16 protein-coding genes are annotated in these 14,609 nt (G+C 71.5%); 4 read left to right on the plus strand and 12 right to left on the minus strand.

The window, feature by feature from the left end; all coding sequences use genetic code 11:
- Positions 1–41: 41 nt before the first annotated feature.
- Positions 42–974: an esterase family protein gene (locus tag KV102_RS11260; RefSeq protein ID WP_220346339.1), complete on the plus strand. Its 933-nt coding sequence runs from the start codon at positions 42–44 to the stop codon at positions 972–974.
- Complete coding sequence (locus KV102_RS11265) at positions 971–2,419, plus strand: DUF2079 domain-containing protein (protein ID WP_220346340.1); 1,449 nt, start codon at positions 971–973, stop codon at positions 2,417–2,419. The genes KV102_RS11260 and KV102_RS11265 overlap by 4 nt, the downstream gene beginning before the upstream one ends.
- 125 nt (positions 2,420–2,544) lie before the next feature.
- Here KV102_RS11265 and KV102_RS11270 read toward each other — a convergent pair whose 3' ends face one another.
- The 9 genes from KV102_RS11270 to KV102_RS11310 all read right to left on the minus strand — a co-directional run bounded on the left by KV102_RS11270 (position 2,545) and on the right by KV102_RS11310 (position 10,541).
- Positions 2,545–3,939 (minus strand): class II fumarate hydratase, encoded by a 1,395-nt coding sequence (locus KV102_RS11270; RefSeq protein ID WP_220343808.1) that lies wholly within the window; start codon positions 3,937–3,939, stop codon positions 2,545–2,547.
- A gap of 42 nt (positions 3,940–3,981) precedes the next feature.
- Complete coding sequence (locus KV102_RS11275; protein ID WP_220343809.1) at positions 3,982–4,620, minus strand: spermidine synthase; 639 nt, start codon at positions 4,618–4,620, stop codon at positions 3,982–3,984.
- Positions 4,604–5,503: an alpha/beta fold hydrolase gene (locus KV102_RS11280; protein WP_301022211.1), complete on the minus strand. Its 900-nt coding sequence runs from the start codon at positions 5,501–5,503 to the stop codon at positions 4,604–4,606. The genes KV102_RS11275 and KV102_RS11280 overlap by 17 nt, the downstream gene beginning before the upstream one ends.
- A 34-nt stretch (positions 5,504–5,537) precedes the next feature.
- On the minus strand, positions 5,538–6,455 hold the full coding sequence (locus KV102_RS11285; RefSeq protein WP_220346341.1) for a carbohydrate kinase: 918 nt from the start codon (positions 6,453–6,455) through the stop codon (positions 5,538–5,540).
- Positions 6,456–6,462: 7 nt separating this feature from the next.
- Positions 6,463–7,500, minus strand: coding sequence for a class II fructose-bisphosphatase (glpX, locus tag KV102_RS11290; protein ID WP_220343812.1), 1,038 nt, complete (start codon positions 7,498–7,500; stop codon positions 6,463–6,465).
- Between the two features lie 80 nt (positions 7,501–7,580).
- Positions 7,581–8,588 (minus strand): ABC transporter ATP-binding protein, encoded by a 1,008-nt coding sequence (locus KV102_RS11295; RefSeq protein ID WP_220346342.1) that lies wholly within the window; start codon positions 8,586–8,588, stop codon positions 7,581–7,583.
- Positions 8,585–9,388 (minus strand): ABC transporter permease, encoded by an 804-nt coding sequence (locus KV102_RS11300; protein WP_308290312.1) that lies wholly within the window; start codon positions 9,386–9,388, stop codon positions 8,585–8,587. Before KV102_RS11300 ends, KV102_RS11295 begins: the two co-directional genes overlap by 4 nt.
- Entirely contained in the window at positions 9,385–10,149 is a 765-nt protein-coding gene (gene modA, locus KV102_RS11305) for a molybdate ABC transporter substrate-binding protein (RefSeq protein ID WP_220343814.1), read from the minus strand. The genes KV102_RS11300 and modA overlap by 4 nt, the downstream gene beginning before the upstream one ends.
- The gene (locus tag KV102_RS11310) at positions 10,146–10,541 is read right to left on the minus strand and encodes a molybdopterin-binding protein (RefSeq protein ID WP_220343815.1); all 396 of its coding nucleotides are present in this window, start codon (positions 10,539–10,541) and stop codon (positions 10,146–10,148) included. Before KV102_RS11310 ends, modA begins: the two co-directional genes overlap by 4 nt.
- 128 nt (positions 10,542–10,669) lie before the next feature.
- On the opposite strand from KV102_RS11310, the gene KV102_RS11315 reads away from it, so the two are divergent.
- Entirely contained in the window at positions 10,670–11,266 is a 597-nt protein-coding gene (locus tag KV102_RS11315; RefSeq protein WP_220346343.1) for a DUF4245 domain-containing protein, read from the plus strand.
- A 7-nt stretch (positions 11,267–11,273) separates the two neighbouring features.
- Here the strand turns inward: KV102_RS11315 and KV102_RS11320 are convergent, their stop codons facing one another.
- Complete coding sequence (locus tag KV102_RS11320; RefSeq protein WP_220346344.1) at positions 11,274–11,531, minus strand: exodeoxyribonuclease VII small subunit; 258 nt, start codon at positions 11,529–11,531, stop codon at positions 11,274–11,276.
- Complete coding sequence (gene xseA / locus KV102_RS11325) at positions 11,531–12,772, minus strand: exodeoxyribonuclease VII large subunit (protein ID WP_220346345.1); 1,242 nt, start codon at positions 12,770–12,772, stop codon at positions 11,531–11,533. Before xseA ends, KV102_RS11320 begins: the two co-directional genes overlap by 1 nt.
- A gap of 106 nt (positions 12,773–12,878) precedes the next feature.
- Here xseA and KV102_RS11330 point away from each other — a divergent pair, with 106 nt between their 5' ends.
- Positions 12,879–13,853 (plus strand): 4-hydroxy-3-methylbut-2-enyl diphosphate reductase, encoded by a 975-nt coding sequence (locus KV102_RS11330; RefSeq protein ID WP_220346601.1) that lies wholly within the window; start codon positions 12,879–12,881, stop codon positions 13,851–13,853.
- A gap of 20 nt (positions 13,854–13,873) precedes the next feature.
- On the opposite strand, the gene npdG is transcribed toward KV102_RS11330, so the two are convergent.
- Positions 13,874–14,557, minus strand: coding sequence for an NADPH-dependent F420 reductase (gene npdG, locus KV102_RS11335; protein ID WP_220343819.1), 684 nt, complete (start codon positions 14,555–14,557; stop codon positions 13,874–13,876).
- Between the last annotated feature and the right edge of the window lie 52 nt (positions 14,558–14,609).

Genomic DNA, 14,609 nt, shown 5'->3' on the forward strand with positions numbered 1-14,609 from the left:
ATTCGCCGGACACCGGTGTCGTGAGCCGTGAGGATGTCCGCATGCGCCGTACGCCGGACCCCGCCGTCGCCCGTCACCTGACACGACGCCGTCTCGTCATCGGCGGTGTGGCCACCGTCGGCCTCGTCGCCGGTGGTGCCGTCGCCTCCCGCGTGTTCGAGGACGACGGCGCGGACGGTGTCGTGCCGCAGGTACGCCCGGGACGCCTCCTCACCGGCTCCTTCAGCTCCGCAGCGCGCCGTGGTCAGCGGTGCGGTTGGGCTCTCGCACTGCCGCCAGGGCACTCCCGCGACCTGCCGGTAGCCGTCGTGCTCCACGGCCGGGGCAACGACCACGCCTCCGCGTTCAGCCCCGGATACCTGGGCCTCGATCGCTTTCTCGCGGCAACGGTCGCCGGAGGGACACCGCCCTTTGCCCTGGTGAGCGTCGACGGCGGAGAGAGCTACTGGCATGCACGCGACGACGGTGACGACGCCCCCGCCATGATCGTCGACGAGCTCCTCCCGCTGGTGGCCCGCCACGGGGTGCGCACCGACCGCGTCGGGCTGCTCGGCTGGTCGATGGGCGGGTTCGGAGCCCTTCACCTGGCTGGGTCCCTCGGGCCCGATCGAGTCGCCGCCGTGGCCGTGATGAGTCCAGCGCTGTGGCGCGACTACGCCGACACGGCGCGGGGCGCGTACGACGACGCGGACGATTTCGCTGCGGTCGACGTGACCTCGCGGCAGGAGTCCCTGCGAGGGATCCCGGTGCGGATCGACTGCGGACGGTCGGACCCGTTCGCCGCCGCCACCCGCGACTACGTGCGTGGGTTCGAGCGGCGCCCTGCGGGCGGGTTCCAACCCGGCAGACACACCGTCGGCTACTGGCGGCGGATGGCCCCGCGCCAGCTGGCCTTCCTCGGTGACAGCTTCGCGGCATCGGCACGGGGAGACCGCGGCGGACCGCTGGCCCCGCCGGATAGCGTGTCGGCATGACCGACCCCCCGACCGAGGACGACGTCGGCGCGCGCAGACGCTCCGGCGCAGTCGGCATCCTCGGCCCCGCTCTGCTGGCCGTCGTCTGCGGCACGGCGTACGCGGCGGTGTCCTTGCTCCGCTTCCGACGCTTCGAGACGCCGTCGTGGGACAACGCCATCTTCGAGCAGGCGATCGCGGCCTACTCGAGGCTCGAGGCGCCGATCGTCGACATCAAGGCTCCCGGATACAACATCCTGGGCGACCACTTCTCGCCCGTCACCGCGCTCGTAGCCCCGTTCTACCGCGTCTTCCCCGACGGCCGGACCCTGCTCGTCGCGCAGGCCGTTCTCATCGCGCTGTCGGTGTGGGTGATCGCGCGCGGCGCGGTCCACCTCCTCGGTTCTGCCGCCGGCCTCGCGGTCGGACTGGCGTACGGGGTGTCGTTCGGCATCGCCTCCGCGGTGTGGGTCGACTTCCACGAGGTGGCCTTCGCCGCCGTCTTCCTGGCCCTCTCCGGCGTCGCCTATCTCGAGCGCCGGTGGTGGACAGCGGCCGCATGGTCCCTGCCGCTGCTGCTCGTCAAGGAAGACCTGGGTCTGACCGTGCTCGCGGTCGGGATCGTCCTCGCACTCTCCGGTGCCCGCCGGATCGGCGCCGCGACGGCCGTGATCGGGCTCTGCGGGTTCGCGCTGACGCTCCTGGTCGTGATCCCGTCGTTCAACCCCGGCGGCGGCTACGACTACGTCGGCGTGATCGGAGCGGGCGGCGAGGGCGGCCCGGGGCCGTGGGCGACGTTCTGGGCGGGGTGGGACCTCAAGCTCCCGACGCTGATCGCGACCTTCGGCGTCACGGGCTTCCTCGCGCTGAGGTCGCCCTGGGTCCTCGTGGCTGGGCCTACGCTGCTGTGGCGCTTCGTCGGGGACAACGAGTACTACTGGGGCACCGACTGGCACTACGGCCTGGTCATCATGCCGATCGTGTTCGTGGCGATGCTCGACGCGATCGCGCGGCTGCGGGCCGCGGAAGAGGCCGAGGAGAGGAGTCGGTGGACCTGGGCGTCGCCGACCTGGCTCCGCCGCTACGCCACGCATGTCCCCGCACTGGTGGCGGGCGTCGCCCTGGCACTCGTGTCACAGTTCCCCCTGGCGCGGCTGGCGGAGGCGGAGACCTACGAGGCGAGTCCGCGCGCCGCCGCCGCCGAGGAGGTCCTGGCGCTCGTGCCGGAGGGGGCGAAGGTCGAGACCGACATCGGCCTGATCACCCACCTGACCAGCGACCGCACGGTCTACTGGACCGGCACCGTGGGTGACGCGGTCCCCGACTGGATGGTGATCGACGCCTTCACGAGCTGGGGCGGGCAGGCGCCAGACGCTGCGGCGTACGCACGAGAGCGGCACCCGGGCACGAGCTGGGAGACCGTGCTCGACCGCGACGGCTACCAGGTCGCGCGCCGCATCGACTGATCGCGGGTCGCCCTCTGGCGCCCGCGGGTCACTCTCTGGCGCCCGCGGGTCACCCTCTGGCGCCCGCGGGTCACCCTCTGGCGCCCGCGGGTCACCCTCTGGCGCCCGCGGGTCACCCGGCCAGCTCAGGGATGCGTCATGGAGAGTACGTCGAGAGCTGCATCGAGCTGCGCGATCGTCACGAGGCCCTCGTCCACGTAGCCCATGTCGAGCACCGTCTGGCGGATCGTCTTCTGCTCCTTGAGCGCCGTCTTGGCGACCTTGGCGGCGTTCTCGTAGCCGATGTACTTGTTGAGCGGCGTCACGATCGACGGCGACGACTCGGCCAGCTCCGCGCAGCGCTCGGCGTTGGGCACCGTGCTGGCGATGCACTTGTCGGCGAGCACGCGCGACGAGTTCGAGAGCAGGCGGATCGACTCCAGGAGCGCACGGGCCATCACCGGCATCTGGACGTTGAGCTCGAACGAGCCCGACTGGCCCGCGAACGTGATCGCGGTGTCGTTGCCGATCACCTGCGAGCACACCATGAGCACGGCCTCGGGGATGACCGGGTTGACCTTGCCCGGCATGATGCTCGAGCCCGGCTGGAGATCGGGGAGGTTGAGCTCGCCGAGCCCGGTGCGCGGGCCGGAGCCCATCCAGCGCAGGTCGTTGTTGATCTTGACGAGGCTGACCGCGATCGTCTTCAGCTGGCCGGACAGCTCGACGAGCCCGTCACGCGCGCCCTGCGCCTCGAAGTGGTCGACCGCCTCCGTGAGAGGCAGGCCGGTCTCCTCGCCGAGGATCTCGATGACGCGCTGCGGGAAGCCCGCCGGCGTGTTGATCCCGGTGCCGACGGCCGTGCCACCGAGCGGGACCTCCGCCACGCGGGGGAGCGCGGACTCGACGCGCTCGATGCCACGGCGGACCTGGGCGGCGTAGCCGTTGAACTCCTGGCCGAGAGTCACCGGCGTCGCGTCCATGAGGTGCGTACGCCCGGACTTCACGATCTCGGACCACTCCGAGCCCTTCGCGGCGAGACCGGCAGCGAGGTGGTCGAGCGCCGGGATCAGGTCGTTGATCGCGGCCTCGGTCGCGGCCACGTGGATCGACGTGGGGAACGTGTCGTTGGACGACTGCGACGCGTTGACGTGGTCGTTGGGGTGCACGTCGCGGCCCAGACGGCGGGTCGCGAGGGTCGAGAGCACCTCGTTCATGTTCATGTTGCTCGACGTGCCCGACCCGGTCTGGAAGACGTCGATCGGAAACTGGTCGTCGTGGTCGCCGGCGGCGACCTCCTGGGCCGCGGCGACGATCGCATCGGCGACGTCCTGGTCGATGACACCGAGCTCGGCGTTCGCCTTCGCGCAGGCCAGCTTCACCAGGGCGATCGCGCGGATGTGCTGCGGCTCGAGCGTGCTGCCGGAGATCGGGAAGTTCTCGACGGCGCGCTGGGTCTGGGCCTTGTAGAGAGCGTCGGCGGGCACCTTGACCTCGCCCATGGTGTCGTGCTCGATGCGGTACTCGGTCTCAGTGCTCATGAGAGCGAGATTATCCGGCCCGACGTACGGGCGGGCGCGGGGTCACCGCCGTGGGACGCGGCCCCTCAGGAGCCAGTACGCCTCGGCGCGACCCTGGAGGCGTACGGGGACGCGCTCGGCGTAGACGTGGGCGAACGACGCCGCGAGGGCCTCGCGGACCGCGGCCGAGTCGTCCATCGACCAGATGCACAGCTCGCCGAGGTCGCGCAGACGCTCGGCACAGGTCGCGATGAAGGGCGCTCCGTACAGGTCGGCGTTGCTGTCGTTCACCAGGAAGTCGGGACCGTTGTCCACGTCGAGGAGGATCACGTCGACGCTCCGCGGCGCGAGGTCGCCGACGACGTCGCGCACGTCCCCGACGTGGAGGCCCACCCGTCGGTCGTCGAGGAGATCGGCTCCCGGCAACGTCCCCTCGCGCATGAACGCGGGGATCGCCGGCTCGAGCTCGGCGACCGTCACCTGCCTGACCCGTCGGTCGGTGAGGATCTCCCGCAGCGTGAACCCCATGCCGAGGCCGCCGACCACGACGTGGCGCGGGTCGGCCGCACCCGCCAGGGCCGTACGAGCGAGCAGACGCTCCGAGGTCGTCTCGACGTCGTCCATGACGAACACGCCGTTGACACGGAGCTCCAGCGCGCCGTCCTCACGCCGGCGGACGACGGCATCACCGCGCGTGTGCATGAGCCCTCCGCGCTGTCCGGGCGATCGATGCGGCGAAGAGTCCCTCGAGATCGACCGGGATCTCGTGCGCCATGCCGGGAACCATCAGCAGCTCGGCGCCCGGGACGGCAGCGGCAGTCGCGCGGCCGCCGGACGGGTGCACCATGGGGTCCGCGCTGCCGTGGATCACCAACGTGGGTGCGGCGACGGAGGCGAGCGCGCGGGTGCGGTCTGGCTGGGTCATCACGGCGAGCATGTGACGCATTGTGCCCTCGACCGACCAACCCCGGGCGTACGTCTCGCGGGCGCGCGCCTCGACGGCCTCGGGCGCGAGAGCGAACTGGCGGCTCGAGATCGCACGAGCGCTGCGTACGGAGCGCCGGACGTATGCCTCCTCGCCCTCACCGGGGGCACCGAGCAGCATCCCGAGGAGTCGAGGGTGCTGCCACCCGACCGTACGGCGGCCGGTCGTCGACATGATCGAGGTCAGCGAACGCAGGCGGTCGGGGTGCTCGACGGCGACCGTCTGGGCCACCATTCCTCCCATCGACTGGCCCACGACGTGAGCGGCGTCGACGCCGAGCGCGTCCAGGAGGCCGACGGCGTCGGCGGCGAGGTCCGTCATCGCGTACGGCACGTCACGCCGCAGCCCTGTGAACGTCGACACCACCTGGGCGCGGGTCACGGGGGCGCGGTCGAACCGGGTCGAGCGGCCCACGTCACGGGAGTCGTACCGGACGACGTGGAAGCCGTGGTCGGCGAGGGACTCGCAGAACTCGGTCCGCCACCAGTTCATCGGGCAGCCGAGCCCCATCACGAGGAGCAGAGTCTGGTCGTCCGGATCGCCGAACGTCTCGTAGGCGAGGCTGAGTCCGCTGTCGAGCCTGGCGATCCGGTCGGTCACCCTTCCATCGTAGGCAGGCGTTGCGACGTCCCGGTCACGCGAGCAGCTCGGGGAGCTCCTTGAGGTGCGGAGGGTCCGCGCCCGGGCGAGAGCAGGTGACGGCCGAGGCATGGACCGCGAGCTCGCCGAGCCACGTCAGCGCCTCCTCGTCGAACGCCGGCCGCTCCGTCCAGCCGCGGACGAGGATGCCGGCCAGCAGGGCCGCCATGAAGGAGTCGCCGGCACCGATCGTGTCGGCGACCGTGATCGGCGGAGGCGCCACCTCGACGGACGCGCCGCCGCTGAAGAGGGTCGCCCCGTCCCCGCCGCGGGTGAGTGCGACGAGCCGGGGACCCTCACCTGCGATCCGGGCGGCGTAGGCGGCGGGGTCCAGGTCGGGGCGGAGCTTGGCGGCGTCAGCGTCGCTGAGCTTGACGAACGCGGCCCGCGGCACGATCCGGTCGACGCGCTCGCGGACGTCGGCCAGGTCGGGGGTGATGGCGGGTCGGACGTTGGGGTCGTACGAGACCGGGACACCCGCGGCGACCGCCTCCTCGACCAGGCGCTCGACAGCGTCGGCTCCGGGTCGGAGCGCCGCGCCGATGGATCCCACGTGGAGGAGCGCGAAGCCGGCCGGGCCCGGCATCTCGGACGGGTCCCACGTCAGCTCGAAGTGGTACGTCGCCACGCCGTGGTCGTCGAGCTGGGCCACCGCGACCGCACTGTCTCCGTGGTGCGGAGGCAGCGAGCGCAGGTCGACGTCGGAGGCGTCGACGTGGTCGCGCAGCAGCTCGCCGTACTCGTCGTCGCCGACCTGCGCGGCGAGGACCGTCGGGAGGCCGAGACGCGCGAGCCCGACGGCGACGTTGAGCGGAGAGCCGCCAGGGTGCGCCGACTCGTGGCCGCCGGAGTCACGCGTCAGGTCGACCAGCGCCTCCCCGACGACCAGCGTGCGGTCGGTGACCGCGGGCATCGTCGGCTCAGCTCTCGTAGTCGATGGAGGCGTAGGCGCGGAGCTTCTCCATGCGGTGCTCCGAGATGATCTTGCGGTAGGTGCCCGATCGCGAGCGCATCACGAGGGACTCGGTGATCGCGGAGCCGGATCCGTAGCGGACTCCGCGCATCAGCTCGCCGTCGGTGATGCCGGTCGCGACGAAGAAGCAGTCGTCGCCCTTGACCAGGTCGTCGGTGGTGAGGATCGCGTCGACGTCCAGGCCGGCGTCGACCGCCTTCTGCCGCTCCTCGTCACCGGTCGGCCAGAGGGTGCCCTGGACCGCGCCGCCGAGCGCCTTCATCGCGCAGGCGGTGATGATGCCCTCCGGCGTACCGCCCACACCGGCGAGGATGTCGACGCCCGTGCCGGGGCGCGCGGCGTAGATCGAGCCTGCGACGTCGCCGTCGCTGATGAACTTGATGCGTGCGCCGGTCTTGCGGATCTCGTCGACGAGACCCTGGTGTCGCGGGCGGTCCAGCACGCACACCGTGACCGATGAGACGGAGAGGCTCTTGGCCTTGGCGACCAGCCGGATGTTCTCCGAGATGGGGAGCCGGATGTCGATCACGTCGGCGGCCTCGGGGCCGACCGCCAGCTTGTCCATGTAGAAGACGGCCGACGGATCGAACATCGCGCCGCGGGGAGCGACGGCGAGCACGGAGACCGCTCCGGGCATGCCCTTGGCCGCCAGCGTGGTGCCGTCGATCGGGTCCACCGCCACATCAGCCTCGGGTCCGGTGCCGTCACCGACCTCCTCGCCGTTGAACAGCATCGGGGCGTTGTCCTTCTCGCCCTCGCCGATCACGACGACGCCGCTCATGCCGACGGTGTTGATGAGGGATCGCATCGCGTTGACCGCGACACCGTCCGCGCCGTTCTTGTCACCCCGGCCGACCCAGCGGCCTGCCGCCATCGCCGCCGCCTCGGTCACGCGGACCAGGTCGAGGGCGAGGTTGCGGTCAGGCGCGGCCTTGGCGGGGGTGAGAGGGCCTGGCAGCTTGGATCCTTGCGCGCTGTCGGTCATGGCCGCATCCTACGTCCGAGTCGCTGCGGCCTCGGGGTCGGCGTTTTCGTGGGTGCCACCACAATTGCGGATCGGCGGCGTCAGTCCTCGAACGTCGTCACCTCGGTGGCCTTCACGCTCGCCCACACCGAGACCCCCTCGTGCAGGTCGAGATCGGCCACGGCCGCGCGGGTGACGTCGGCGAGGAGCGACACCTCGCCGCGCAGCTGGACGCGGACCGCGTCACCGTGCGGGACGAGACCGGTGACCTCGAGCCGCCACACGTTGCGCGCGGACGTGACCGGCTCCTCCCCGTACAACGTGACGGCGGTCGGCGAGAACGTCCGGAAGGTGTCGCGCTCGCGCAGCAGGTTCATCCCCATCAGGTGCGCGACGTAGTCGGTGCGTGGGCGACGAGCGACCTCGTCGGGGGTCCCCGCCTGGGTGATCCGTCCCTCCTCGAGCACGGCGACGCGGTCGGCGAGGACGAACGCGTCGAGGGGGTCGTGTGACACGAGAACGGTCACGCCGCCGAAGTCGCGGACGTGCCGCCGCAGGAACGCCCGGACCTGCGCGGTGACGGCGACGTCGAGCGCGGAGGTCGGTTCGTCGAGCAGGAGGAGCCCTGGATCGCAGGCGAGCGCACGGACGATCGCGACCCGCTGTCGCTGGCCGCCGGACAGGCGCGTCGCCCGACGCCCGGCGAACTGAGCGAGGCCGCTCCTTTCGAGGGCCGCCGTGGCGCGTTCACGGGCTGGCCGTCGGCTCGTCGAGGGCGCGGAGGGGTGGTGGCGCAGGCCGAACGCGACGTTGTCGCGCACGGTGAGATGAGGGAAGAGCAGCGGATCCTGGAAGACCATCGTCAGGTCGCGCTCGGGGGTGGGGACCCGTACGCCGGTGGCGGTGTCCTCGAGAACGGTGCCGCCGAGAGCGACGCGGCCCGAATCGAGATCGCTCAGTCCTGCGAGCGCGCGCAGGACGCTGCTCTTGCCGGCTCCGTTCGGACCGACCAGGGCGAGAACCTCCCCGGGTGCGACCTGCAGCGTGACGTCGATGGTGAGCGCGCCACGGCGCAGGACGAGACGTGCGTCGAGACCCTTCTCGGTCATGTGCGCCCTGCCCAGGAACCGCGCAGGCCGACCAGCACCGCGACGCTGATCGCCAGCAGGATGACGCTCAGCATGATCGCCGTGTCCGGGTCGGACTGCATCGCGCCGTAGATCTCCAGCGGCATCGTGCGGGTCACGCCAGGGACGCTGCCGGCGAAGGTGATCGTGGCACCGAACTCGCCGAGTGCCCGCGCCCACGCGAGCGCGGCGCCCGCGGCGATCCCCGGCCCGGCGAGCGGCAGCGTGACGCGCCAGAACGTCACCAGGCGGCGCGCGCCGAGGGTGGCGGCGACCTCGTCGTACCGGGGATCAGCCGTACGGAGTGCGCCCTCCACGGCCATCACGAGGAACGGCATTGCGACGAAGGTCTGCGCCAGCACGACGGCGGCGGTGGTGAACGGCACCGTGATCCCGAACGCGTCGTCGAGCCACTGCCCGAGGACGCCCCGCCGCCCGAACACCATCAGCAGGGCGACGCCCCCGACCACCGGCGGGAGGACCAGCGGGACACTCACCAGCGCCCGGACAAGACCTCGCCCGCGGAAGGTCGTACGGGCGAGCACCCACGCCAGAGGCACCCCGAGCACGAGGCACACGGCCGTGGCGATCGTCGAGGTCAGAAGGCTCAGGCGCAGCGCGTCGAGGATCTCCGGCTCGCCGAGGCGCTCGACGAACGTCCCCCAGGGGGCCCGCAGCAGCAGCCCTCCGAGGGGGAGGAGCAGGAGGAGGAGGCCGACGACGGACGGGACGACGAGCGTGACCGGCACCCGTCCGAGGGCGGCACCGCCCTGCCTGGTCACGCGGCTGGCCCGAACCCGTGCCGCGCGAGGACCTTCTGCCCCTGCTCGCTGACGATGAGGTCGACCCAGTCGACAGCGAGCTCGGTGGCCTGCGAGTCGACGAGGACCACGATCGGATCGACGTTGACGACCTCCGAGGCGTTCTGCGCCTCGACGGTCTCGACCTTGTCGCCGGCGGCCTGGGCGTCGGAGCGGTAGACCAGTCCGGCGTCGACCTCGCCGAGGGTCACCTTGGCGAGGACGCCCTTCACGTTCTGCTCCTCGGTCGTCGGCTTCGCGGTGCTGCCGTCGAGGGCGAGGAGCCGCTGGGCGGCATCACCGCACGGTGCTTGCGGTACGCAGACGGCGAACGTCGCCCGGCCCAGGTCCCGCACGCCACGGACGTCGCCGGGGTTGCCGGGCGGGGTGGCGATGACGAGTGTGTTGCTCGCGAAGAGCACCGGGTCGCCGTCGGCGGCGTCCGCGTCGACGACCTTGCGCATCGTCGTCTCGTCGGCGGTCGCGAGGACGTCGGCGGGCGCACCCTGGATGACCTGTTCAGCGAGAACAGCTGAGGAGTCGTACGACAGCCGGACGTCCACCCCGTCGTGCTCCCGCTCGAACACCGTCTCCAGGTCGTCGAAGGCCTCGGTGAGCGACGACGCTGCCAGGACGGTGAGCGTACGGTCCTGCGTCCCGCCGCCGTCGTCTGCGCCGCCGCAGGCGGTGGCAGCCATCAACGCGAAGAGGGCGGCCGACAGGAGGAGCGGCGAACGGCTCACGGGCCGACCTCCACGGTGACGTTGGTCGCCTTCACCCCGGCGACTGCGACCACGCCGACCTCCAGGCCCAGGTCGCGGACCGCCTCGGCACTGATCAGGGAGACGACCCTGAAGGGACCGCAGCACATCTCGACCTGCGCCATCACCGTGTCGGCGACCACCTTGGTGACGATGCCGCGGAACTGGTTGCGAGCGCTGCGGGCACGGGACCGGCTGGTCTCGTCGCCGTCCGCCAGGGCGACTGCGAGGGCCGCGAGGTCGTGACCGTCCACGGCCGCCGCGCCTGAGGGCGTCCGGCTCGGGGTGAACCGGCCCTGGTCGCCCCAGCGGCGCACGGTGTCGTCGCTGACGCCGAGCAGGTCGGCCGCCTCGGAGTAGCGATACGCAGGCACGTCAAAAATCTAGCGCATCATCCGCAGGTGCGTCCGACAATACGAGCCAAGGGCGCATCTGCGGACGCCGTCGTACGCCCCGTCGGCGTGCCGGAGCCCGCTCTGGGCGGGCCTGGGAGAATGGCACCGTGAGCAGCACCGATCCGTCCCCGACTCCTCCGGCGGCACCCGGCAGGCCTGTGGACCAGACTCCTCCAGCGAAGCCGCCCTCGTCGCGCGGCAACCCGGCGTTCTCCGACATCGCGCGATCCATGCTGGTGATCGGGGCGATCGTGATCGGGCTCTTCGTCGTGGGTCAGTTCTTCATGGGCTACACACCAGAGGAGCGTCCGGCCGTCGCGTACGAGGAGACGGTGGAGGGAGTGCGCAAGTCCGCGCCGTTCCCCGTCTACGCGCCGACCTCCCTGCCTGACGGGTGGCGCGCCAACGGCGTCACGTACGAGCCGGGGCGCGACGGCCGCTGGCATCTCGGGGTGCTCACCGACGGCGACCGCTACATCGGCCTGGAGCAGGAGATCGACTCGGTCCCACGCATGGTCGAACGGTATGCGTCCGGCGCCACGCAGAAGGACGACGTCGAGGTCGCGGGCAAGACCTGGCAGCTCTGGACGGGCGACGGCGAGACTGCCTTCGTCCGCGAGGAGGGCGAGATGACCCTCCTCGTCGGAGGGCCTGCGCCGCGCACGGACATCGAGCGCTATCTGGAGCTGCTGACGACGGAGTGACCGCGCGTCACTCCGTGGTGTCGGTCCCGTCACGTCGCTGCGCCGCCTGGTCCTGCGCGCGCTGCAGGCGAGCACGGGCCCCGTCGAGCCACTGCTGACAGATCGCCGCCAGCTCCTCGCCGCGCTCCCAGAGCGCGAGCGACTCCTCGAGGGTCGTGCCACCCGTCTCCAGCTTGCCGACGACCTCCGCGAGCTCCTCGCGGGCCTGCTCGTAGGGGATCGCAGGTGCGGCGGACGGGGTGTCGCCGGCGGGTGTGTCGGGCATCAGGACTCCTCGTCGAGGTCGGCGTGCGGCGCGGGCGCCGTGGACAGCGTACGGAGGCGGGCGTGGCCGTCGACGACTCGGAGCGTGACCTCGTCGTCGGGCGACAGCTGGTCGATGGACGTGACGACGCTGCCGTCCGGCGCCTGGGCGACGGCGTAGCCGCGCTCGAGGGTCCGCAGCGGTGAGAGCGACCGCACACGCGCGAGCTGTCCGGCGACCTCGTGGTGGGAGAGGTCGAGCCGGTGTCCCAGCGAGCGGCGGGCCCGAGCGCACAGGTCCTCGACGCGGGCTGTCTGCTCGTCGATGAGGGTGCTCGGGCGCGCGAGGACGGGCCGGCTGCGGATCGCGTCGAGTCCGTGCTGCTCACGTCCGAGCCGCTGATCGACCGCGTACCAGGCACGGCGCCGCAGCTGGGTGAGGTGATGGAGCTCGTCGGCCACGGCAGGCACGACGCGCTTCGCGGCATCGGTCGGTGTCGAGGCACGCACGTCGGCCACGTAGTCGAGCAGCGGCGTGTCGGGCTCGTGACCGATCGCGCTCACCACCGGCGTACGGGCTGCGGAGACGGCGCGCACCAGGCCTTCGTCGGAGAAGGGCAGGAGATCCTCGACGGAGCCACCCCCACGCGCGATGACGATCACGTCGACGGTCTCGTCCGCGTCGAGCTCGCGCAGGGCGGTGATGACCTGCGCCGCGGCTTGGTTGCCCTGCATCAGGGCATAGGTGGTGACGAACTCGACCCCCGGCCAGCGCAGGCGCGCGTTCTCGAGGATGTCGTGCTCCGCGGCCGACCCCTTGCCCGTGATGAGCCCGATCCGGTGCGGGAGAAACGGCAGCGGCCGCTTGCGGGCGACGTCGAACAGTCCCTCGGCGGCGAGCAGCTGACGGCGCTGCTCGATGCGGGCGAGCAGCTCACCCATGCCGACCGGGCGGATGTCGCGGGCGTTGAGCGACAGCGAGCCGTTGGTCGGATAGAAGTCGGGCCGTGCGTGGACGACGACCCGGGCGCCCTCCGTGATCGGCGTCGAGGACCGGTCGAGCACCACACGGCGGCAGGTGACCGACATGGAGATCTTGGCGTCGAGGTCGCGCAGCGTGAGGAAGCAGACCCCTTGGCGTCGCGTCAGCTGGGCGACCTCGCCCTCGATCCACTGGGCCCCGAGGCGCGCGATGTAGTCGCCCATCAGCTGGGAGATCACACGCAGCGGCGCGGGGGAGTCAGGGCTGGTCTCGAGGGCCATGCCGCCACCCTAGGTGCTCCGGCCGACAGCAGGACGCGACGCCGTCGGAGGCTGTGGAGGGCTCCCCTACGATGGAGCCATGGCTTCGGACTCCGTGACTCTCGGCATGCCCACCCTCGGAGCAGACCGTGACCTTCTGCTCGCCGCGCCGCGTGGCTACTGCGCCGGCGTCGACCGCGCCGTGATCACCGTGGAGAAGGCGCTCGACCTGTACGGCGCTCCCGTCTACGTCCGCAAGCAGATCGTCCACAACAAGCACGTCGTGCAGACCCTCGAGGACCGTGGGGCGGTGTTCGTCGAGGAGCTCGACGAGGTCCCGGCCGGTTCGACGGTGGTGTTCTCCGCGCACGGTGTCTCACCGGCCGTCCACGACGACGCCCAGGCTCGCGGGCTGAAGACGATCGACGCGACCTGCCCGCTGGTCACCAAGGTGCACCACGAGGCCAGGCGGTTCGCCCGTGAGGACTACCGGATCCTGCTGATCGGGCACGCCGGTCACGAGGAGGTCGAAGGCACCTCCGGCGAGGCCCCGGAGGCGATCACGCTCGTGGAGACCGTCGCCGACGTCGAGGCACTGTCCTTCCCCGCCGGCACCAAGCTGTCCTGGCTGTCGCAGACCACGCTCAGCGTGGACGAGACGATGGACATCGTCGACGCGCTGCGGGACAAGTTCCCTCAGCTGGAGGACCCGCCGAGCGACGACATCTGCTACGCGACCCAGAACCGGCAGCTCGCGGTCAAGGAGATCTCGGAGGGCTCCGACCTGATGATCGTGGTCGGCTCCGCGAACTCGTCCAACTCGGTCCGGCTCGTCGAGGTCGCGCTCGAGGCCGGCGCCAAGGCGTCGTACCGGATCGACGACGTGAGCGAGATGCGCGAGGAGTGGCTCGAGGGTGTCGAGAAGGTCGGCGTGACGTCCGGCGCGTCGGTGCCGGAGGAGCTCGTCGAGGGCGTGCTGTCGTACCTCAACGACCGCGGCTTCCCGACCGCGACAGCCGTGCACACCGCGGAGGAGAGCCTCATCTTCGCGCTTCCTCCGGAGCTTCGCCGCGACCTCCGCAAGGCCGGCCAGCCCGTCTGACCCCGACGGGACCTCAGCCCTCAGGCGCGGGCGTCGTCCGGCAGGCCGGCCAGGTGCAGGCCCGAGCGGACCTTGTAGCGCTTGTTCACGTTGATCAGGACCGCGGTGAACGGCTCGAGCTGACGGGCGATCCGCAGGGCCCCCGCGTCGATGCCGCGGTGCCCGGTGACCGTACGCGCGAGGTCGGCGACCAGGTCCTTGGCCTCCGCGTCGTCCCCGCACACCAGCACGTCCTCGTGCGACAGCGGATCGGGCGTCTTCCACAGCGACAGGGCGGCCAGGTGGTGGAACGCGCCGACGACCCGCGCTCCCGGCACGGCCTTCTGCGTCCCCTCGGCGGCCGACTCGGCCAGCGTGAGGCCGTACGGGCCGGCGGCGTCGAAGCCGAGAGGGTTCACGCAGCTGATCACGATCTTGGCGTCGAGAGCCGGTGCCAGGTCGGCGACGAGCGCGTCGTACCCGTCCCACGGCACGGCGAGCACCACGACGTCCGCCGCGGCGGCCGCGTCGGCGTTGGTGGCGCCGTCGAGTCGTACGGTCGCGCCGTTGTCAGCGGCGCGGGTCGAGATCTCCTCGGCCTTCTCGGCGGCGCGCTCGGCCGATCGCGACCCGATGACGACCGTGTGGCCGGCGAGTGCGAAACGGTACGCGAGCCCGCGGCCCTGCGGGCCGGTCCCGCCGACGACGGCGATGTGATGAGTCATGACGTCCTTCGATCCGGGTGTGTTCGGCAGCACGACGCATCGTCTCACGCAC

This window comes from Mumia sp. zg.B53, assembly GCF_019550935.1.
Taxonomy (GTDB): domain Bacteria; phylum Actinomycetota; class Actinomycetes; order Propionibacteriales; family Nocardioidaceae; genus Mumia.